At 69.8% G+C, this 19,593-nt stretch carries 15 protein-coding genes; 7 read left to right on the top strand and 8 right to left on the bottom strand.

The window, feature by feature from the left end; genetic code table 11:
- Positions 1-13 precede the first annotated feature (13 nt).
- The 3 genes from ACPCHZ_RS21655 to ACPCHZ_RS21645 all read left to right on the top strand — a co-directional run bounded on the left by ACPCHZ_RS21655 (position 14) and on the right by ACPCHZ_RS21645 (position 4,404).
- On the top strand, positions 14-1,693 hold the full coding sequence (locus ACPCHZ_RS21655) for an ABC transporter family substrate-binding protein (protein WP_423486613.1): 1,680 nt from the start codon (positions 14-16) through the stop codon (positions 1,691-1,693).
- 63 nt (positions 1,694-1,756) lie between these two features.
- On the top strand, positions 1,757-2,980 hold the full coding sequence (locus tag ACPCHZ_RS21650) for an acyl-CoA dehydrogenase family protein (RefSeq protein WP_423486612.1): 1,224 nt from the start codon (positions 1,757-1,759) through the stop codon (positions 2,978-2,980).
- Between the two features lie 68 nt (positions 2,981-3,048).
- Complete coding sequence (locus ACPCHZ_RS21645) at positions 3,049-4,404, top strand: LLM class flavin-dependent oxidoreductase (RefSeq protein ID WP_423486611.1); 1,356 nt, start codon at positions 3,049-3,051, stop codon at positions 4,402-4,404.
- An 80-nt stretch (positions 4,405-4,484) separates the two neighbouring features.
- On the opposite strand, the gene ACPCHZ_RS21640 is transcribed toward ACPCHZ_RS21645, so the two are convergent.
- The 4 genes from ACPCHZ_RS21640 to ACPCHZ_RS21625 form a co-directional block, all read right to left on the bottom strand.
- Positions 4,485-6,077 (bottom strand): GMC family oxidoreductase, encoded by a 1,593-nt coding sequence (locus ACPCHZ_RS21640; RefSeq protein WP_423486610.1) that lies wholly within the window; start codon positions 6,075-6,077, stop codon positions 4,485-4,487.
- 92 nt (positions 6,078-6,169) lie between these two features.
- Complete coding sequence (locus ACPCHZ_RS21635; protein ID WP_423486688.1) at positions 6,170-6,985, bottom strand: hypothetical protein; 816 nt, start codon at positions 6,983-6,985, stop codon at positions 6,170-6,172.
- A gap of 229 nt (positions 6,986-7,214) precedes the next feature.
- The gene (locus ACPCHZ_RS21630; protein ID WP_423486609.1) at positions 7,215-9,854 is read right to left on the bottom strand and encodes an AAA family ATPase; all 2,640 of its coding nucleotides are present in this window, start codon (positions 9,852-9,854) and stop codon (positions 7,215-7,217) included.
- The gene (locus ACPCHZ_RS21625) at positions 9,851-10,999 is read right to left on the bottom strand and encodes a metallophosphoesterase family protein (protein WP_423486608.1); all 1,149 of its coding nucleotides are present in this window, start codon (positions 10,997-10,999) and stop codon (positions 9,851-9,853) included. The genes ACPCHZ_RS21630 and ACPCHZ_RS21625 overlap by 4 nt, the downstream gene beginning before the upstream one ends.
- 125 nt (positions 11,000-11,124) lie before the next feature.
- On the opposite strand from ACPCHZ_RS21625, the gene ACPCHZ_RS21620 reads away from it, so the two are divergent.
- On the top strand, positions 11,125-11,643 hold the full coding sequence (locus tag ACPCHZ_RS21620) for a SixA phosphatase family protein (RefSeq protein ID WP_423486607.1): 519 nt from the start codon (positions 11,125-11,127) through the stop codon (positions 11,641-11,643).
- Positions 11,644-11,649: 6 nt separating this feature from the next.
- Here the strand turns inward: ACPCHZ_RS21620 and ACPCHZ_RS21615 are convergent, their stop codons facing one another.
- Both ACPCHZ_RS21615 and ACPCHZ_RS21610 read right to left on the bottom strand, forming a co-directional pair.
- A complete protein-coding gene (locus tag ACPCHZ_RS21615; RefSeq protein ID WP_423486606.1) occupies positions 11,650-12,210 on the bottom strand; it encodes a DUF3558 domain-containing protein in 561 nt (186 codons plus the stop codon).
- Positions 12,207-12,791: a DUF3558 domain-containing protein gene (locus ACPCHZ_RS21610; protein WP_364974012.1), complete on the bottom strand. Its 585-nt coding sequence runs from the start codon at positions 12,789-12,791 to the stop codon at positions 12,207-12,209. Before ACPCHZ_RS21610 ends, ACPCHZ_RS21615 begins: the two co-directional genes overlap by 4 nt.
- 78 nt (positions 12,792-12,869) lie before the next feature.
- Between ACPCHZ_RS21610 and ACPCHZ_RS21605 the strand changes: the two genes are divergently transcribed.
- Genes ACPCHZ_RS21605 through ACPCHZ_RS21595 form a run of 3 tightly spaced genes read left to right on the top strand, consistent with a single transcriptional unit; the run spans position 12,870 to position 18,731 of the window.
- Positions 12,870-14,606, top strand: a complete 1,737-nt coding sequence (locus tag ACPCHZ_RS21605; RefSeq protein WP_423486605.1) for an ABC transporter ATP-binding protein — start codon at positions 12,870-12,872, stop codon at positions 14,604-14,606.
- Positions 14,603-16,507, top strand: coding sequence for an ABC transporter ATP-binding protein (locus ACPCHZ_RS21600; RefSeq protein WP_423486604.1), 1,905 nt, complete (start codon positions 14,603-14,605; stop codon positions 16,505-16,507). The genes ACPCHZ_RS21605 and ACPCHZ_RS21600 overlap by 4 nt, the downstream gene beginning before the upstream one ends.
- A 58-nt stretch (positions 16,508-16,565) precedes the next feature.
- Positions 16,566-18,731: a molybdopterin-containing oxidoreductase family protein gene (locus ACPCHZ_RS21595; protein WP_423486603.1), complete on the top strand. Its 2,166-nt coding sequence runs from the start codon at positions 16,566-16,568 to the stop codon at positions 18,729-18,731.
- Here ACPCHZ_RS21595 and ACPCHZ_RS21590 read toward each other — a convergent pair.
- Positions 18,728-19,294, bottom strand: a complete 567-nt coding sequence (locus ACPCHZ_RS21590) for a hypothetical protein (protein ID WP_423486602.1) — start codon at positions 19,292-19,294, stop codon at positions 18,728-18,730. The two genes, ACPCHZ_RS21595 and ACPCHZ_RS21590, sit on opposite strands and share 4 nt — an antisense overlap.
- A 78-nt stretch (positions 19,295-19,372) precedes the next feature.
- Positions 19,373-19,588, bottom strand: a complete 216-nt coding sequence (locus ACPCHZ_RS21585) for a hypothetical protein (protein WP_364974022.1) — start codon at positions 19,586-19,588, stop codon at positions 19,373-19,375.
- Positions 19,589-19,593: the final 5 nt, after the last annotated feature.

Here is a 19,593-nt window from a genome sequence, read left to right as displayed (position 1 = left end):
TAGCATCGGTGCGATGACGCACACGTTCGGCGCCCGACGAGCCATCGCCGCCGCGGCCGTACTGGTCCTCACCCTGGCCGGTTGTTCCAGCCGCGACGATTCTGCGCCGTCGCCCGGCGGCAACGCCGAACTCGGCACCACCAGCGACATCAATCCGCAGGACCCGGCGGCACTGCGCGACGGCGGCAACCTGCGCCTCGCGCTCACCGGCTTCCCGCCGAACTTCAACACCCTGCACATCGACGGCAACCTCGGCGAGCTCGGTGGGCTGCTGCGACCCACCATGCCGCGGTCGTTCATCATCGCCCCCGACGGGCAGACCACCGTGAACACCGACTACTTCACGAATGTCGAACTGACGAAGACCGACCCGCAACAGGTCACCTACACGATCAATCCCAAGGCGACATGGTCCGACGGCACGCCGATCACGTGGGAGGACATCGCCTCCCAGATCAACGCGACCAGCGGCAAGGACAAGCGCTACCTGATCGCCTCCCCGAACGGCACCGAGCGCGTCGAGTCGGTGACCAAGGGGGTCGACGAACGGCAGGCCGTGGTCACCTTCAAGGCGCACTACGCCGACTGGAAGGGATTCTTCGCAGGCAACACGATGCTCTACCCCAAGAGCACGACCGCCGACCCGGAGGCGTTCAACCGCGGCCAGCTCAACGGTCCGGGTCCGTCGGCGGGCCCGTTCATCGTCTCCACCGTGGACAAGGCCGCGCAGCGAATCATCTTGACCCGCAACCCGAACTGGTGGGGCGCCAAGCCCAGGCTGGACTCGATCACGTTCACGGTGCTCGACGACGCGGCCCGGATTCCCGCCCTGCAGAACAACGCGCTCGACGCGATGGGGCTGGCGACCCGTGACGAGCTGAACATCGCCCGCGGCACGGCGGGCATCTCGATCCGGCGCGCGCCCGCCGCGAGCTGGTACCACTTCACCGTCAACGGCGCACCGGGTTCGATCCTGTCCGACCCGAGGCTGCGGCTCGCCGTCGCAAAGGGCATCGACCGGCAGGCCATCGCGACGGTGTCGCAGAACGGCCTGGTGAACGAGCCGCGACCGCTGAACAACCACATCTACCTCGCCGGCCAGGAGGGCTATCAGGACAACAGCGGGGTGGTGGCCTTCGATCCGGAGAAGGCCAAGCAGGAACTCGACGCGCTGGGCTGGCGGCAGAACGGCCCGTTCCGGGAGAAAGACGGTAGGCAACTGCGCATCCGCGACGTCTTCTACGACGCGTTGAGCACCCGGCAGATCGCCCAGGTGGCGCAGAACAACCTGGCGCAGATCGGCGTCAACCTCGAGCTGGTGCCCGCCTCGGGCGGCCGGCTGTTCACCGAGTTCGTCACACCCGGCAACTTCGACCTCGTCCAGTTCGCCTACGGCGGGGACGCCTTCCCGCTGTCGAGCCTGACCCAGATCTACGCGTCCACCGGTGAGGGCAACGTCGGCAAGATCGGCAGCCCGCAGATCGACGCGCAGATCGAGAAGACGCTGTCCGAACTGGATCCCGCGAAGGCCCGAGACAACGCCAACGAGCTCGACAAGATGATCTTCGAGACGGTGCACAGCCTGCCGCTGTTCCAGTCGGCGGGCAACGTCGCGGTCCGCAGCGATCTGGCCAACTACGGCCCGGCGGGGATCGGCGACCTCAACTACACCACGATCGGCTTCACGCAGTAGCGCGTTCGGTTCCGACTGATCCAAAGCAGTGCCCCCTGCCGGCGCCGTCGGTAGAACTGCGCCATGACCACCGTTGAGCGCGTCAACCCGCTGCTGCCCGACTCGCCGGAGTTCGCGATCCTGCTGGCACAGATCGCCGCGGGCGCGAAGGACCGCGACCTCGAGGACCAGAATCCCTTCGACCAGGTCGCTGCGCTCAAACGCGCCGGATTCGGTGCGCTGCGCCTGCCTGTCGAGCTCGGTGGCGCCGGACTCACCGTCCCGCAACTGTTCTCGGCGGTCATCGACCTGGCGCGCGCCGACCCGATCGTCGCCCACATCTTCCGTACTCACTTCTGGTTCGTCGAGGAGCGGCTGCGCGCGCTGCGCGCCGACCCCGCCGACACGGTGTCGCTGCGGTGGCTCGACGAGGTCGCCGCGGGCAAGGTGTTCGGCAACGCGTTCAGCGAGAAGGGCTCACTCGCGGTCGGCAGCCTGGTGTTCAAGACACGGCTCACACCCGACGGCGACGGGTACCGGCTCGACGGCGAGAAGTACTACAGCACAGGCACGTTGTTCTCCGATCACCTCACCGTCGCGACCACCACCGACCACGACTCGGTGGCCACCGTCGTGGTGCCCGCCGACCGCGAGGGGGTGGGGCTGGTCGACGACTGGGACGGCTTCGGCCAGCGTCGCACCGGCACCGGAACCACGACGTTCACAGCCGTCGCGGTGTCCGCCGACGAGGTGCTCAGCGACACGCCCTATGACGCAGAGCCCGCGCCGACGGTGCAGTACGCGGCGCTGCAGCTCTACATCCACGCGGTTGTCGCGGGCGTGCTGGCCAACGTCGTCGACGACGGTGTGGCGCTGCTGGAGTCGCGCGACCGCAACTTCAACCATGCGCTCGCCGAACGGCCGTCCGACGATCCCCTGCTGCAGCGTCAGCTCGGCGAACTGGCCAGCACGGCATCCGTGGCGCGGGCGGCCGTGCTCGACGCCGCCGCGGCGATCGATGCGGCCGACGCGTCGGAGATCGACGGTGTGCCCGACGCCCGGCTGGCGACCGAGGCGCAGCTGCGGGCCGCCAAGGTCAAGGTGCACCTGGATCAGGTGGCGCCCGAGGCCGCGACCCGGCTGCTCGAACTCGGCGGAGCCAGCGCCGCGAGCCGGCAGCGCAACCTGGACCGGCACTGGCGCAACATCCGCACCATCACCCTGCACAACCCGGTGGCGTACAAGGCCCGGGTGATCGGTCAGAACCTGTTGCACGGCACGCCCATTCCGGCCAACGCCTACTTCTGAGCGATTTGTGGAACCTGAGCCGCGCTGAGCGCGGCCAGGACTCCACAAATCACAACCAAGGAGCACTCGTGACTCGTCAACTGCACCTCGGCGGCTTCCAGATCGCGTCGCAGGTCACCCACTCGCACGCCGCGTGGCGACATCCCGCCAGCGACACCCGGTTCACCACGCCGGAGTACTACCACCGCCTCGGCCGGATCCTGGAGCGCGGCAAGTTCGACTTCGTGTTCTTCGCCGACCTGCTGGCCGCGCCGGTGCGGTACGGCGACGGGATCGCCGAGCCCTTGCGCCGCGGCACGCAGGCCACCGCGACGCTCGACCCGTCGATCGTGGCAGCCAGCATCGCCGCGGTCACCACGAAGCTCGGTGTCGCGATCACGAAGTCGGCCACGTACTTCCACCCTTACGAGCTGGCCCGGATCTTCGCCAGCCTCGATCACATCACCGGCGGCCGGGTGGCGTGGAACATCGTCACGTCGCTCACCCAGGGTGAGGCGCAGAACTTCGGCCGCGACGAGCACCTCGGCCACGAGCACCGCTACGAGCGCGCCGACGAGTTCGTCCGCACGGCCCTGGAGTTGTGGGCGAGCTGGGAGCCCGACGCGCTGGTGCTCGACAAGGCCACCGGTGTCTTCGCCGACCCGTCGCGGATCCGGCACGTCGACCACGACGGCGAGTTCTTCCGCACCCGCGGACCGCTCAACGTGCCGCACTCCCCGCAGGGCAGGCCGGTGCTGATCCAGGCGGGCTCGTCGAACACCGGCAGGGACTTCGCCGCCCGCTGGGCCGAGGCGATCTTCGAGATCGACCCGACGCCGGAGGGCCGGCGTGCCTACTACGACGACATCAAGTCGCGGGCATCGGATTACGGCCGCGATCCGGATCAGGTGCTCATCTTCCCGGCCTTCATCCCGTTCATCGGCGAGACCGAGTCGATCGCCCGTGAGAAGCAGGCGTTCCACAACGAGCTGGCCGACCCGGTGTCCGGCCTGATCACGCTGTCGGTGCACACCGACCACGACTTCTCGGTGTACGACCTCGATGCGCCGGTGGAGGACGTGCAGGTGTCCGGCACGCAGGGGCTGTTCGACACTGCCCGGCGGGTGGCCGACCGCGACAACCTCACGCTGCGCGACATCGGCAGGTGGTACGCCCAGGGTGTGCTGCTGCCCCAGTTCGTGGGAACCGCCGAGCAGGTGGCCGATCAGATCGAGGAGTCGTTCCACGCCGGTGAGGCCGACGGCTTCATGGTGTCGGCGGCGCAGACGCCGGGCACGTTCAACGACTTCGTCGACGCGGTGGTGCCGGAGTTGCAGCGGCGCGGGCTGTTCCGCACCGAGTACACCGGCACCACGCTGCGCGACCACCTGGGCCTCGATCCCGCGACGTTCACCGCGGCGCAACGGCTGAAGTCCGTCAGCTGACGGCGACTTCGCTGCGATTTGTGGAGCCGCAGCCGCGCTGAGCGCGGCCAGGCCTCCACAAATCGCAACGTTGACCGCGGCTAGGAGTGCGCGGCCAGCACCAGGTCGGCGGCCTTCTCGCCGATCACCACCGACGGCGCGTGGGTGTGGCCGCGGATGATCGCCGGCATCACCGAGGCGTCGGCGACGCGTAGTCCCTCGACACCACGCACCCGCAGGTCCGGGTCGACGACGCTGCCCTCGTCGGCGCCCATCCGGCAGGTGCCCACGGGGTGGTACAGCGTCTGCGACGTGACACGCAACGCCTCCTCGAGCGTCTCCTCGCGGGTGTCCTCGACGTCGAGCGGCCGCGCCACCCTGCCGAGCACGTCGCGCATCGCGGGCGCCTTGGCGATGTCGGCGGTCATCCGCAGGCCGGCCATCATCGCGGCGCGGTCGCGGCCTGCCGGGTCGGACAGGTATCGCGGGTCGATGACCGGTTTGGCGAACGGGTCGGCCGAGGCGAGGGTGACGGTGCCGCGGCTCTCCGGGCGCACGAGGATCGGCCCCATCACGATCGCATGCCCGTCGTAGGCGTCGCCGAGGCCCTCGTCGAAGAACGGCGCCGGGGCGAACAACAACTCGAGGTCGGGCAATTCGAGGTCGGGGCGGCTGCGCACGAAGCCGTACGCCTCGCCGACGTTCGACGTCAGCATGCCGCGCCGGCGCACCAGGTAGCGGACGAGTTCCAGCGGCTTCTCAGCGGTGAAGAGGCTGTCGTGGCGGACCTCGAAGCCCATCGGCGTGCACAGGTGGTCGGAGAGATTGCGGCCCACCTCGGGCACGTGCGCCACGACGTCGATGCCGTGCTCGGACAACTGGTCGCGGTCGCCGATGCCGGACAGCATCAGCAGCTGCGGGCTGTTGACCGCGCCCGCGCACAGCACGACCTCACGCCGCGCACGGACCTCCTGGCGACCGGAACCCGACTGGTACTCGACGCCGACGGCCCGGCCGCCGTCCACCACCACCCGCGTGGCGTGCGCACCGGTGACCACGGTGAGGTTCTTCCGGCGGGCCGCCGGCTTCAGGTATCCGTCGGCGGTGCTCCACCGCGCGCCGCGGCGCTGGGTGACCAGCGTTTCGCAGAAACCCTCGGGCTGTGGCGCATTCGGCTTCGCCAGCGCGTGGCCGCACTCCTGCACGGCGGTGAGGTAGGCCGCGGTGGAGCTGCGCGGGCTGCGCTGCCGACAGACGTGAAGCGGCCCGTCATTGCCGCTGCAACCGCCCTCGACCGCCTGCGCCGCGTCGCTGGTGTTCTCGATGCGACGGAAGTACTCGACGACATGCGCGTAGTCCCACTGGGAGCCGGCGAGCTCGCCCCACTCGTCGTAGTCGGCGGCGAATCCGCGAACCCACATCATCGCGTTCATCGACGACGACCCGCCCAGCACCTTGCCACGCGGCCAGTAGATGCGGCGGCCGCCCAGCTCGGGTTGCGGCTCGGTGGAGTAGTCCCAGTCCATCTCGCTGCGGAACAACTTGGAGAACGCCGCGGGGATGTGAACGAATTTGTCCTTGTCCGGCGGGCCCGCCTCGAGGACCACCACCTCGACGCCGGGATCAGCGCTGAGGCGGTTGGCCACGACGGCGCCGGCCGAGCCGGTTCCGATGACGACATAGTCGGCTTCCATCGGGCGAAGTCTAGATTTCCCCTGCGCGAGCAGACGCATAATGCTCCGACACGCCGGGATTTGCGAGCACTTCGCGTCTGCTCGCGGGCTCATCAGCTCGCGAGGACGGCGCCGTTCAAGTGGCCGAAAATCCTGGCAACAAGATCAAACCGGCGTCGTCGCACGTCATCCACGACGATAGGCACCACCGTGTACCCGCACTCCTGGAGTCGAGCCGTCTTGATGCGATCGTGCTTGAGCGCTTCGGGACTGGCGTGCCATTCCATGCTGTCGTATTCCGCAACGACCATGGCGGTCGGCCATGCGAAATCCACTCGCCACAGCTGCCCGCACCGATCGCGGATCTCGAACTGAAGTTCGGGCTTCGGCAGTCCGCCGTCGATGAAGAGCAGCCTGGCCTCGCTTTCCATCGGTGATTCGGCGCGACCGTCGGCATGTTCCAGAAGCTCACGCACTGCGACGATCCCACGGCGCCCCCTCTGTTCGCGAACGGCGGTGTCGAGTTCGGCGACCGAGCAGGATTCACAATGCAGTGCGGCATCGAGGGTGGCGAGCGCACGTGGACGCCGCAACGTCCGCGCGATCTCGACCGCTGTCCACGCCGGAGTCGTCACCAGGCGTTCCTCGACTCGCCGTAACGGAGCGCCGCTGCGTTGATGCACCATGAGCTCGGCATTCGGCCGCATCCGCACGCCGGGGTCAAGGATGTGAATCCGACCGTCGTTCTCGGTGTCGAAGCCGTACAGGGCTGCCGCCGTCCCCATACAGGCGACGGTTCTTCTGGCGGCGAGCAGATCCAGGCCTGCGAGTTGGTCGCGCAGGGTGGGCGGGCGGAGTGCATACACTCCGTGCCAGACCCGGATGATCGCGCCGGCACGTACGTGGGCGTCCAACGCAGAGCGGGACATGACCGAAAGCAGCTGATTCCTCTTCGCCAGCCCGCCGTTCGCCTCGAACAATTCGTCGATGAACACCTCGTCACAATGTTCGGCCAACCGTGTCTCGCGAAAGTGGCGGTGATCAATCTGTGGATAGATCGCCATGGCCGGATCGCGAGCAGACACTAATTGCCGCGACACGCCGCGAGAAGGGCGCAATTTGCGTCTGCTCGCGGAAGGAGCTGCCGCCGGAAAAGGGCTAGGGCACCAGCTCGATGTGGTGGGCACCGCCGATGGCGGCGTAGCGCTGCGGGTCGCAGGTCAGCACGATGACCTGACCGTCGCCGCCCACCACGTCGAAGACCGCCCCCATCTTCGCCAGCCGGTCGCGGTCGGTGAAGCCGAGCGCATCGTCGATGAGCAGCGGGACGCCGTCCTCCTTGGCGACCAGCACCGCGCCGGCCAGCCTCGCCACAATGCCCAGCTGTTCTCGGGCGCCGCCGGACAGCGACTCGTAGGGCACCGTTCGGCCCGCGAGCGTGCGACTGCAGATGCGCAGGTCGGTGTCCACCTCGACCTCGAAGGTGTCGCCGAACACGATGCGGCCCAGCCGTTCCACCTGATTGCGGAACGGGTCGACGTAGCGCGACCGGGTGGCGTCGCGGTGGCGCGCCATCACCTTCCGCAGCAGTTGCGCCGCCCGCGCCCGCCGGTGCACCCGCAGGTACTCCCCCTCGGCGTGCTGACGCTCGGCCTCCGCGGCGTCCAGGCTGCCCCTGCGGCCCTCGGTGCCGAACACCTTCAGCTGCGTGGTCACCTCACGCAGTACCTCGGCCAACTCGTCGTGTCGCCGGCCGAGCGCCTCGGCGCCGCGAGTGGCGTCGGCCAGCGCGGCCGCGACGGCGTCCGGGGCGCTGCGCTCCAGTTCGGCCCGGGTCTCGGCAGCGCGCGCGGCGGCAGCCCGGGCCGCGTCGCCGTCGGCCTCGGCCGCGACGGCAAGGGTGTCGTCCGCCGCCTGCGCCCGCTGCGCCTCCAAACGCGTGGTCGCCGCCGCGCGTTCGGCCTGGGCGGCGGCCAGCTTCTCCTTCAGCACGGACGCCTGGGTCGCCCTGTCCCCCAGCCGCTTCGAGGCCACGATCGCGACCTTGCGGTGTGTCTCGCAGTCCACCACGGCCTGCTGGTGGGCGGCCACCGCCGCGGCGAGTTCGGCGCGGGCGGCCACCGGGTCGGTGGCACTATCGCCGGTGACGTCGAACAGCCCGTCCTCCGCCGGCTGCGTCGCCAGCAGTTCGGTCAGCCGCGCCCGCAGGTGCTCGACGGTGTCGTCACCGAGCACCGCCTCCAGCGTCGCGGTCAGCCGGTCACGCGCCGCCACCAACTCACGGCGCCGCAGATCGAGCGCGCGCGCGGTATCCACGTCCTGGGCGCCCGCGGCCGAGAGCGCCTCGGCAAGCGACCCCTGCGCCGCGTCGAGGGTGGCCTGCGTCTGCGCGGCCGGCGTGCCTGGCACCACGCGCAGCGTCAGCACACCCGGCAGCTCGACCGCGGTGTCGGCGGTGGTGTTCACCGCCCATGTCTCGCCGGCCCCCAGCGTCACCGGCTCCCCCGTGACGGCGACTGTCACGTCGGCCAGTGCTGCGAGTTCGATTCTGGCCGAGGCCAATTCGGCCTGACCGGCGGCCCGTTCGACGGCCAGCACGGCCTGCTCGACCGCCCGCATCGTCGCATCGGTCACCGTGATGCCGGCCAATTCCGCAGCGGTCCGGTCGAGCTCGCGTCGTGCGGCGTCGATCTTCGCCACCCGGCCCGCCAGCCGGTCGGCCTCGTCGCGCTGTGTCAGCCGGTCGACGACCCCGCGGGCCGACTCGACGCGTGCCTGAGTGGCCGTCACCGCCTCGCGGGCCTTCTCGGCGGCGACCTCGGCCGCCTCGTGCACCTCGCGCGCGGTGGACTCGTCCTCGGCGGCCTCGGCGACAGCGGCGTGCAGCGCGGTGACCGCCGTCCCGCGTTCCTCGACGTCGGCGCGCAACCGGCGCCGTTCCGTCAGCGCCGCAAGGGAAGCCGCGTGCGTCTTGCTCGCGGCGCCGGCGACGACGTCGGCCTCGGCGAGCTGCCTGCGCAGCGCGGCCACCGCCTCGGCCGCCGCGCGGGACGCGGTGAGTCGCGCGTGTGCCTGTGCCCGCTGCGCGGCGACCTCGGCGAGTTCAGCGGTGAGCGCGCTGTGCCGGGTGACCGCGTCGTCCACCTCGGCGACCCGCGCCGCGCACCGGGCCACCTCGGCGTCGGCCGCGTTCAGCTGCTTGGTGGCCGTGGCCCACTCCCCCGTGGGCCGTCCGGTGGCGGTGAAGTAACGGGCGTACTCCTGGTCGATGCGGTCGACCAGGAGGGGTTCGGCGCCCGACAGGGTGGCGGCCTCACCGGCGGCGACGTCCAGCGCGCGGGCCAGCGCGTCCGAGCCGGACAGGTCGACCGCCGCGGTGGACGCGGACTGCAGCACCCGCTGCGCCTGCCACAGCTCGAGGTCGACGGTCTCGGCCAGCATCGACCGGACCCGGTCGTGCGCCTCGTCGCCGGAGAGCTGCTCGCGGCGCGGCGCCAGAACGGTCAATTGCGTCTCGGCCCGCTTGTGAAACCGCTTGCGGTACACGAACCGGTAGGCTCCGGCGGAGATCTCGGCGGTGATCTCCGCACCGACGTCGGCGTGCGTCGGCTTGACCTGCTTGACCTCTTTCTTGGCGGACCGGTCCTTGGCCTCCAAGAGCAGGTCCAGCGCCTCGATCATCGACGACTTGCCGACCTCGTTCGCGCCGGTGACCACCACCACCCCGTGGTCGGGGAAGTCGATCTCGCGATGGGCGATCCCGCGATAGTTGGTCAGCACCAGCCGATGGAGTTTCACGCCACTCCCCGGTCGGTCAGACGCAACAGCAGGGCCAGCGCGGCGCGGGCGTCCTCGGCGTCCTCGCCGTCGGAGCGCGCGGTGGCCACCAGGTCATCGACGGCGGCGGCGGCGAATCCGCCGATGCCGAGGTCGGCGAACTCTCCGTCGGCGGGCATCACGGCGATGTCGGTGTTGCGTTCCCACTCCGTCAGCGCCGCGAACCGGCGGCTGTACCGGTCGAGGCACGCGTCGAGCGCGGCCTTGTCGGTGACGGTCAGCGACCCGGTGAGGCCCAGCCGCACCACGGTGCGCTCCTTGTCCGGCAACAGGTCGAGGTTGATGTCGAGGTCGGCGATGTCGCGGGTGTCGTCGACCGACCGGTTCAGCGACACGAACCGCCACCGGCCGACCCGGCGGGCGTCGATCCGCACCGGCCGTGCGGGATCCGCCTCGTCGACCTCGACGACGAGCACGTGGCCGGGATCGGGTTCGACGTCGTCGTAGTTGGTGACCTCCGGTGAGCCGGAGTACCAGACCCGCCCGGTGGCGCCGACGTCGGTGCGGGAGTGCTTGTCGCCCAACGCCACATAGTGGACGGCGCCGCGGGCCAGGGCGGCCTCCACGGCGGCGAGCCGGATCAGCGACGGCTTGTCGTGCCCGGGGTCGAGGATGTCGACCGCACCGTGGCCCACCACGATGCGGGTGACGCCGTCGGCGGGCAGACCGTCGAGCACGTCGCCGGTCAGGTCGGTGGTGGGCCGCTTCGACCGCCACGGCGCGGCGACGATCTCGAGCCCCTGCCGCACCTGGTGCACCCCGGCCCGGTCGAGAACCACGACGTTGTCCGGGCATTCGGCGCGGAACAGGGCGCTGGTGTACACCGACGACGCGTCGAGAGGATCGTGGTTGCCCGGCAGCAGGTACACCGGAATCCCGATGGCGCGCATCGCCTCCAGCGACTGGCTCACCACCTGCGGGGCCAGCTGGTTGTCCTCGAACACGTCACCGGCGACGACCACGAATTCTGCGCCCGCATCGGCGGCGAGCGGGCCGATGGCGGCCACCACGTCGCGACGCGCGGCCGAATACCGGGGCTGCGCCTCGCCGTTGAGGAAGTGCCGGGTCATCCCGAGCTGCCAGTCGGCGCTGTGCACGAATCGCATGTCGGCCCGTCCTTTCCGGCTCGTGATGGGTCCTCGTTTTCGAGAGCATGGCGAGTGTATGACCGCGCTCCGACAAGTCGGCGGACCTCGACCGGCACGTTGCCCGGTGGCCTACCGTGGGGCGGGTGAGCACCCGCTACCGCACCCTGCTGCTGCTGCGGCACGCCAAGTCGGACTACCCGCCCGGCGTGGCCGACCACGGCCGGCCGCTCGCGCCGCGGGGACAGCGCGAGGCCGGGCTGGCCGGCGACTGGCTGCGCGCGCACGCGCCCGCCGTCGACGCGGTGCTGTGCTCGACCGCCACCCGCACCCGCGAGACGTTGCAGCGCACGCTCGTCACCGCACCCGTGCAGTTCTCCGACCGCCTCTACGACGCCACACCCGGCACCGTCATCGACGAGATCAACGGCGTCGGGTCACACTTCGACGTGGACGTCGAGACCCTGCTGGTGATCGGCCACGAACCCGCGATGTCCGCGGTGACGCTCGGACTGGCCAGCTCCGAGGGCAGCAACAGCGTTGCCGCGCAGCATGTCTCGGAGAAGTTCCCCACTTCGGCGATCGCCGTGCTGCGCACCGCGCACAGCTGGGATCAACTGGCGCTGCAGGGCGCCACGCTGGTCACCTTCCACAAAGCCCGGTAGCGGTGGCTACGAGCTGGTGGCCAGTGTCAGCTCCATCAGCTTGATCGCCATCCCGCACGCGTCGATACCGGGCGACTGCGGGTTGACCCACCAGCCCACCGCACCGCCGGCATCGCTGGCCACGCCGCACGCGCCGTTCGGGTCGTTGGGCTTCATCACGATCGACGGCACCCCGGCCACCGAGCGCTCTTCGATGCCGTACTGGAGTTCCTGTGCCGTGCGGCGCTCGTTGTCGAGGTCGCCCTGCTCGAACCAGAACCGGGTGATGTCGACCAGGCCCGCGGGATTGGCGGCCTGCCAGCGGCACACCGCGCCCACGAAGGTGCTCTGGATGTCCAGCGGGTCGGCGCCCACCGTCTCGGCGAGGATGTCCTCGGTGAGCACGTCGCACTCCTTGAGCAGGTTGGGGTACTGCCGTTCGGAGTTGTTGTTGCTGGGCCCGCCGCCGGTGCCCTCTTTGGCGGCGGTGCCGTCGACGGTGCGGCTGCAGCCGGTCAGGATCGACAGCGTGGCCAGCACGGCGCCGGTGCCGGCGAGCACGCGCCTGCCGTGGGGAAAGCGCCTCATTTGGAATTCACAATCGACTGACGGGTGAGCTCGCGGGCCACCTGGCACGGATCGGGGAACGGCTTCTGGTCGTAGCTGACCGACCACTCGATGAAGTCGTCGTCGAACTGGATGCCGATCTCGCAGAGATTGATCCCGCCCTCGATCAGGTCCTGGCTGCTGGCGATGAAGCCGTCGTGGCCCTCGATGTTGACGTCCTCGACCGTGTCGCGCGAGAGTTCCTCGGTCTTGCGCTCGCGCCCGATCGGGCTGCCGCGGAACCAGGTGAACGAGAAGTGCGGGCCGAGGATGCTTCCGCCGGCCAGCCACTGGCACCCCACCGACGTCTTGGCGGTGTTGACCAGGGTGGGCCGCTCGGTCAGCTGGTTCATCACCTGATCGCTGATCCCGCCGCACTCCGGGAAGAACGGCCCGTGCGACACGTCCTCTTGGGTCTGGGTGGGCCCGGACTGCTCGGGCGAGGACGGCTCCGGGTCGCTGCATGCCGCGAACAGCGGAATCGTCGCCGCGGCCAATGCGGCCAGCGCCCTGGCAGGGCGGGCGCGTCCTGTCGCGCTCGTGCTGGGGGTCACGCCATGCACTGTAGCGGCAGCGTTCCGCCACAACCACCGACATGCCGGTTGACCTGCAGCTATCACACCGTGTGCGACAGTATCGAAATGCTCTGGGCGCTGCTGCGACGGTTCGTGCGGCCGTACCGGGGGTTGCTCGGGGTGGTCGCGGCCCTACAGGTGGTCAGCACGCTGGCCTCGCTCTACCTGCCCACCATCAACGCGGCGATCATCGACGACGGCGTGGCGAAGGGCGACACCGCGACCATCGTCGACCTCGGCATGATCATGCTGGCGGTCTGCGCACTGCAGGTGGCGTGCGCCGTCGGCGCGGTGTACTTCGGCTCGCGGGCCGGGATGGGGTTCGGTCACGACCTGCGCGGCGCGATCTTCCGCCACGTCATCGGGTTCTCCGCCGAGGAGACCGCCCGGTTCGGCGCGCCGTCGCTGCTCACCCGGACCACCAACGACGTCCAGCAGATCCAGGTGCTGGTCCAGGTGACGGCGACCATGCTGATCACCGCGCCGATCATGTCGGTCGGCGGCATCTTCATGGCCGTGCACCAGGACGCCGGTCTGTCGTGGCTGCTGCTGATCAGCGTGCCGGTGCTGGCCGCGGCGAACTACTGGATCGTCACGCGGCTGATGCCGATCTTCCGCAGCATGCAGCGGCTGATCGACAACATCAACCGGGTGATGCGGGACCAGCTGTCCGGCATCCGGGTGATCCGTGCCTTCGCCAGCGAGCCGTTCGAGCGCGAACGCTTCGCCGGGGCGAGCGCGGCACTGTCGGACACCGCGCTGGCGGCGGGCCGCTGGCAGGCGCTGATGCTGCCGGTCACCACGCTGGTCATCAACATCTCCAGCGTGGCGCTCATCTGGTTCGGCGGGCTGCGCATCGACGCCGGGCAGATGCAGGTCGGCTCGCTGATCGCGTTCCTGTCCTACTTCATGCAGATCCTGATGGCCGTGCTGATGGCGACCTTCCTGCTGATCATGTTCCCCCGGGCGTCGGCCTGCGCGGAGCGGATCACCGAGGTGCTGTCCACCACGCCCGGCATCGCCAGCCCCGACGATCCGGCCGGACCCGACACCGTCGCCGGCGAGATCCGGTTCGACGCCGCCACATTCACCTACCCCGGCGCGGACCGCCCGGTGCTCCAAGATGTCTCGCTGACCGTGCGGCCGGGCAGCACCACCGCCGTCGTCGGCTCCACCGGCTCCGGCAAGACCACGCTGATCGCGCTGATCTGCAGGCTCTACGACGCCACGGCCGGATCGGTCAGCGTCGACGGCGTCGACGTGCGCGACTGGGACGTCGAACGGCTGTGGTCGGCAATCGGGCTGGTGCCCCAGCGCGGATACCTGTTCTCGGGCACGGTCGCGGACAACCTGCGCTACGGCAAGGCCGATGCCACGGACGCGGAGATGTGGGCGGCGCTGGAGGTGGCTGCCGCCGACGACTTCGTCCGCGCGCACCCCGACGGGCTCGGGATGCGCGTCGCCCAGGCCGGTGTCAACTTCTCCGGCGGTCAGCGGCAACGGCTGGCGATCGCCCGCGCCGTCATCCGCCGGCCCGCCGTGTACCTGTTCGACGACGCGTTCTCGGCACTCGACGTGCACACCGACGCCCGGGTCCGGACGGCGCTGCGCGTGGTGTCGGCGGGCGCGACGGTACTGATCGTGTCGCAGCGCATCTCGACGGTCGCCGAGGCCGACCAGGTGATCGTCGTCGAGGACGGCCGGGTGATCGGCGTCGGCACCCACGAATCGCTGCTCACGGACTGCCCCACCTACGCGGAGTTCGCCGACTCCCAGTCGATCGGTGTGGGGGGCACGCCATGACCGGCCCGCTCGGCCGCCCGTTTCGCGGCGCCATGGCCGCGCCGGCCGAACGCACCCGCGACTTCCGCGGGTCGGCGGTGCGACTGGTCAAACGGCTGACGCCGCAACGCGGGCTGGCCGCGCTGGTGATCGGCCTCGGTGTCGGCGGCATCGCCATCGGGGTCATCGGCCCACGCATCCTCGGCCACGCCACCGACCTGTTGTTCAACGGCGTCATCGGCAGGCAGCTGCCGGCCGGGCTGACCAAGGAGCAGGCCGTCGCGGCGGCCAGGGCGCGCGGCGACGCCACGTTCGCCGACCTGCTCTCCGGGATGGACGTGATCCCCGGCCGCGGTGTCGACTTCGACGCGGTGGCGCGGACCCTGCTCCTCGCGCTCGGACTGTATCTCGTTGCCGCGCTGATGGTCTGGATGCAGGCCCGGCTGCTCAACGTCACCGTGCAGCGCACCATGGTGGCGCTGCGTTCCGACGTCGAGGACAAGGTGCACCGGCTGCCGCTGTCGTACTTCGACGCCCGTCAGCGCGGCGAGGTGCTCAGCCGGGTCACCAACGACATCGACAACATCTCCACGTCGCTGTCGATGACGATCAGCCAACTGCTCACCTCGGTGCTGACCGTGGTGGCGGTGCTGGTGATGATGCTGACGATCTCGCCGCTACTCACCTTGCTCACCGTGGTCACGGTGCCGCTGTCGCTGCTGACGATCCGCTGGATCACCCGTCGCTCGCAGCGGATGTTCGTCGCGCAGTGGCGCAACATCGGCCGGCTCAACGCCCACATCGAGGAGACCTACAGCGGTTTCACCGTCGTGAAGACCTTCGGCCATCGCGCCGCCGCGCAGGACCGGTTCGACGAGCTCAACGCCGACGCGTATCACAGCGGGTTCGGCGCGCAGTTCTTCTCCGGCCTGGTGTCACCGGCGACGGTGTTCATCGGCAACATCAGCTACGTCGCGGTCGCGGTGGTCGGCGGCCTGCAGGTCGCCACCGGTCAGATCACCCTCGGCAGCATCCAGGCGTTCATCCAGTACGTCCGTCAGTTCAACCAGCCGCTGACCCAGGTCGCAGGCATGTACAACACGCTGCAGTCCGGCGTGGCCAGCGCGGAGCGGGTCTTCGAACTGCTCGACGCCGACGAGCAGTCCCCCGACGCCGCAGCCGGCCTGCCCGGCCCGGCCGACCGGCCCGGCCGGGTGGAGTTCGAGCACGTCACCTTCGGCTACCGCCCCGACACCCCGGTGATCGAGGACCTGTCGCTGGTCGCCGAACCGGGCAGCACGGTCGCGATCGTCGGGCCCACCGGCGCGGGCAAGACCACACTGGTCAACCTGCTGATGCGGTTCTACGAGGTGGACTCCGGCCGCATCCTCGTCGACGGTGTGGACATCTCGACCGTCAGCAGGCAGTCGCTGCGGTCGCGGGTCGGCATGGTGCTGCAGGACACCTGGCTGTTCGCCGGCACCATCTACGACAACATCGCCTACGGCAGGCCGGGGGCCGGCGAGGACGAGGTGGTCGCCGCGGCGAAGGCCGCGTTCGTCGACCGGTTCGTGCACAGCCTGCCCGACGGGTACCAGACCGTGGTCAGCGACGACGGCGGCTCGATCAGCGCAGGCGAGAAGCAGCTCATCACCATCGCGCGCGCCGTGCTGGCGCGCCCGCAGTTGCTGATCCTCGACGAGGCGACCAGCGCGGTGGACACCCGTACCGAGCAGCAGATCCAGCACGCGATGGCCGAACTCCGGCGCGACCGAACCAGTTTCATCATCGCCCACCGGCTGTCGACGATCCGCGATGCCGACCTGATCCTGGTGATGGAGGCCGGCCGGATCGTCGAACGCGGCACACACGCCGAACTGCTCGCCCGCCACGGCGAGTACTGGGCGATGACCAGGGCCTGAGACTAGGCGTTCCGCTTAACGGCGCCCCAGCCGCGTTACAAACCGTAGGCTCGCCGTAATGAACACGAACACCGTCCACACCTTCTGCAGGTACTGCATGGCGTCCTGCGGGTTGGAGGTGACGGTCGAGGACAACCGCATCCAGAAGATCTCCGCCGACAAGCAGAACCCGCACAGCTGGCACGACTTCTGCGCCAAGGGCCGCACCGCCAACCAACTGGTCGAGCACCCGCGCCGGATCGTGCGGCCGATGCGCCGGGTGGGCGACTCCTACGTCGAGGAGAGCTGGGACGTGGCGATCCGCGACATCGCCGCGCGGATGAACGCACTGATCGAGCAGGACGGACCGGACGCCATCGGCGCGTACTACGGCAACCCGTCGGGACACTCGTCGTCGAACGTGATGTTCATGAACGCCTGGATGGACGCGATCGGCACCCGCAGCCGCTACGCCGTCGGCTCGGTCGACCAGAACGCACTGCACGTGGTCGCCGAAGCGATGTACGGATCGTCGCTGATGGTGCCCGTGTCCGACGTCGACAACTGCGACTACTTCCTGCTGATCGGCACCAATCCCGCGGTGAGCGCCTGGAATTGGCTCGAGACGGTGCCGGGCGGCTGGCGCCGGGCGCTGGCCCGCCAGCAGGGCGGCGCGACCATCGTCGTCGTCGACCCGGTGCGTACCGAGACCGCGGAGAAGGCCGATGTGCACCTGGCCGTGCAGCCCGGCCAGGACTGGGCGCTGCTGCTCGCGCTGCTCAAGGTGATCCTCGACGAGGGCCTCGAGCACCGTCGCGACTGCGCCGATCTCGCCACCGGTGTGGACGAGTTGCGCCGCCTGGTGGCCGACGCCGACCTCGATGACCTGGCCATCCGCTGCGGCATCGAACGGTCCCGGATCGTCAGCACGGCACGGGACTTCGCCGCAGCCCGGGGCGCGATGGTGGTCACCCGCACCGGGATATCGCTGCATGCAGCGGGCACCGTCGGCGAATGGCTGGGTCAGGTGCTCAACGTCATCACCGGCCGGATGGACCGACCGGGCGGGCGGCGGTTCGAGCCGGGCTACTTCGACGCGCTGAAACTGGCCGAGTTGGCCAAGACCAAACCCCACACGAGTCGGGTGGCGGGACGGGAGATGGTGGCGGGTGCGCACGGGCTCGCCGAACTGCCCGACGAGATCACCACCCCCGGCCCCGGTCAGATCAAGGCGATGCTGATCAACTGCGGCAACCCGGTGGTGTCGGGTCCCGACGGGGGCAAGCTCGACGAGGCGCTGGCACAACTCGACCTGCTCGTGGTGATCGACCTCGTACAACGCGAAAGCCATCGGCACGCCCACTGGCTGCTGCCGGCCGTGCACTGGCTCGAACGCGACGACCTGCTGGCGTTCACCAGCAACATGCACGACGAACCGTTCGTCCAGTACGGCCGCAAGGTCGTCGAACCGCCGCCGGACACCCGCCAGGAATGGGAGATCTTCGTCGACCTCGCCCTGGCGATGGACCGACCGTTGTTCGGCGCCAAGGGCCTCAACGGGTTCGTCAAGGCGACCCGACGGGCGGCGGCCTTGACCCGTCGCCCCACGTTGGCCTTCGGCCCGCACTGGCTCGACCGTCTCATCGTCCGGATGTCGCGAAAGTTCAACGGCCGCAGGCTGACCTGGCGCGACCTGATGTCCCACCCGCACGGGATGGTGTTGGGACCCCGCGAGTTCGGCCATTTCAGGGGCGCACTGCGCACCGACGACAAGAAGGTGCACGCGGCGCCGCCCCAGTTCATCGCCCGCGCCAGGGAACTACTGGCGGAGGCGATCCGCGTCGCGCCTCAGGGGTTTCCCTTCCAGCTGGGGAACCGGCGCAACCGGCACTCGATGAACTCCTGGCTCAACGAGTTGCCGGGATTGCACCGCTCCGGCAAGGGCAACGACGTGATGATCAACGCCGAGGACGCCGCGACGCTCGGCATCGGCGAAGGCGACCGGGTCCGGGTGTACTCCCCGATCGGCGCCGTGGAACTGGCCGCGACGCTGTCCGACCGGCCGCGGCGAGGCATGGTGATCATCGATCACGGCTGGGGTTCGCGCATCTTCGACCCGCGCGGCGGCGCAGCGCCGGACTCGTTCGGCGTCAACCGCAATCTGCTGGTCGACGGCTCGACGGTGGACCCGCTGTCGCAGACCGCGACGCTGAGTTCCTGCTACGTCGGAGTGGAGCGGCTCTAGACCCCGGGGCCCTCGGCGCGCACGTCGTCGACGGCGGTCATCGCCGCGCGCAACTTGGCCAGCCACTCGTCGGTGTGTTCGCCGACCAGACGCACCGACCAGGCCAGCGCGTCGGAGCGCGAGCGCGCCACACCGGCGTCGACCAGTGTGTCGAGCACCTGGCGTTCGGACTGCCGCAGCCGGGTCATCACCGGAACGGCGATGTGGGTGAACAGGATTCGCTCGGGATCGGCCGGATCCCCCACCTCGACGCCCCAGGACACCTTGCGGCCGTACCGGGCCTCGGCCTCGTCGGCGATCCGCATCCGGTCCTGCCGGGTCTCCTCGCGGAACCGTGCCGCCCGGCCCGAGGCGTGAGCGTCGCTCTCTCCGCCGTCGGGTTCGGGCAGCCGCCCGATGACGGTGATCTCCTCGCGGTCGACGACCACGGTGGTTTCGCCGGCGAACCAGCCTTCCGGCATGCGCCCGGCGAACCAGTCGGAGGCGTCGCCGGCATCGGGTTGTTGTGACTGCTGCCAGCCGCCGGATCGTCCCCGTCGGCCGTGGGTGTGTTGATGTCGCATGATTACATGCTTACACCGTTACAACGGCCTGCGGCCGCGTTTCTCCGCGGGCGAACACCGCCCGGTTCGAACCTGCTTCTACCTGCGCTTGGACACCAGCGAGTACACCGCCGCGCCGCCCGCGAGCACCAGCGCCACCAGCAGCAGCGCGGCCCAGCCTGCGCCCGCCAGCCACCACACCAGACCCAGTGCGACGACGGCCGGGGACACCACGAACAGCACCATGCCCGGGTGCTGCTTGAAAACGGCCATCGCGCCCCTGGCCCGGTCCCGGTCTATTTCCTTGCCCGCCATGGCAC

The organism is Mycobacterium sp. NPDC050041, from assembly GCF_049541695.1.
GTDB lineage: Bacteria > Actinomycetota > Actinomycetes > Mycobacteriales > Mycobacteriaceae > Mycobacterium.
The sequence above is the reverse complement of the archived record's forward strand: the minus strand, read 5'-3'. Positions and strand labels throughout refer to the sequence as shown.

What these genes read in the sequence shown, in the direction of transcription:
- ACPCHZ_RS21655 (WP_423486613.1), top strand. Translation starts at nt 14, where the DNA reads ATGACGCACACGTTCGGCGCCCGACGAGCCATCGCCGCCGCGGCCGTA.
- ACPCHZ_RS21650 (WP_423486612.1), top strand. Translation starts at nt 1,757, where the DNA reads ATGACCACCGTTGAGCGCGTCAACCCGCTGCTGCCCGACTCGCCGGAG.
- ACPCHZ_RS21640 (WP_423486610.1), bottom strand. Translation starts at nt 6,077, where the DNA reads ATGGAAGCCGACTATGTCGTCATCGGAACCGGCTCGGCCGGCGCCGTC.
- ACPCHZ_RS21635 (WP_423486688.1), bottom strand. Translation starts at nt 6,985, where the DNA reads ATGTCCCGCTCTGCGTTGGACGCCCACGTACGTGCCGGCGCGATCATC.
- ACPCHZ_RS21625 (WP_423486608.1), bottom strand. Translation starts at nt 10,999, where the DNA reads ATGCGATTCGTGCACAGCGCCGACTGGCAGCTCGGGATGACCCGGCAC.
- ACPCHZ_RS21615 (WP_423486606.1), bottom strand. Translation starts at nt 12,210, where the DNA reads ATGAGGCGCTTTCCCCACGGCAGGCGCGTGCTCGCCGGCACCGGCGCC.
- ACPCHZ_RS21605 (WP_423486605.1), top strand. Translation starts at nt 12,870, where the DNA reads ATGCTCTGGGCGCTGCTGCGACGGTTCGTGCGGCCGTACCGGGGGTTG.
- ACPCHZ_RS21600 (WP_423486604.1), top strand. Translation starts at nt 14,603, where the DNA reads ATGACCGGCCCGCTCGGCCGCCCGTTTCGCGGCGCCATGGCCGCGCCG.
- ACPCHZ_RS21595 (WP_423486603.1), top strand. Translation starts at nt 16,566, where the DNA reads ATGAACACGAACACCGTCCACACCTTCTGCAGGTACTGCATGGCGTCC.
- ACPCHZ_RS21590 (WP_423486602.1), bottom strand. Translation starts at nt 19,294, where the DNA reads ATGCGACATCAACACACCCACGGCCGACGGGGACGATCCGGCGGCTGG.
- ACPCHZ_RS21585 (WP_364974022.1), bottom strand. Translation starts at nt 19,588, where the DNA reads ATGGCGGGCAAGGAAATAGACCGGGACCGGGCCAGGGGCGCGATGGCC.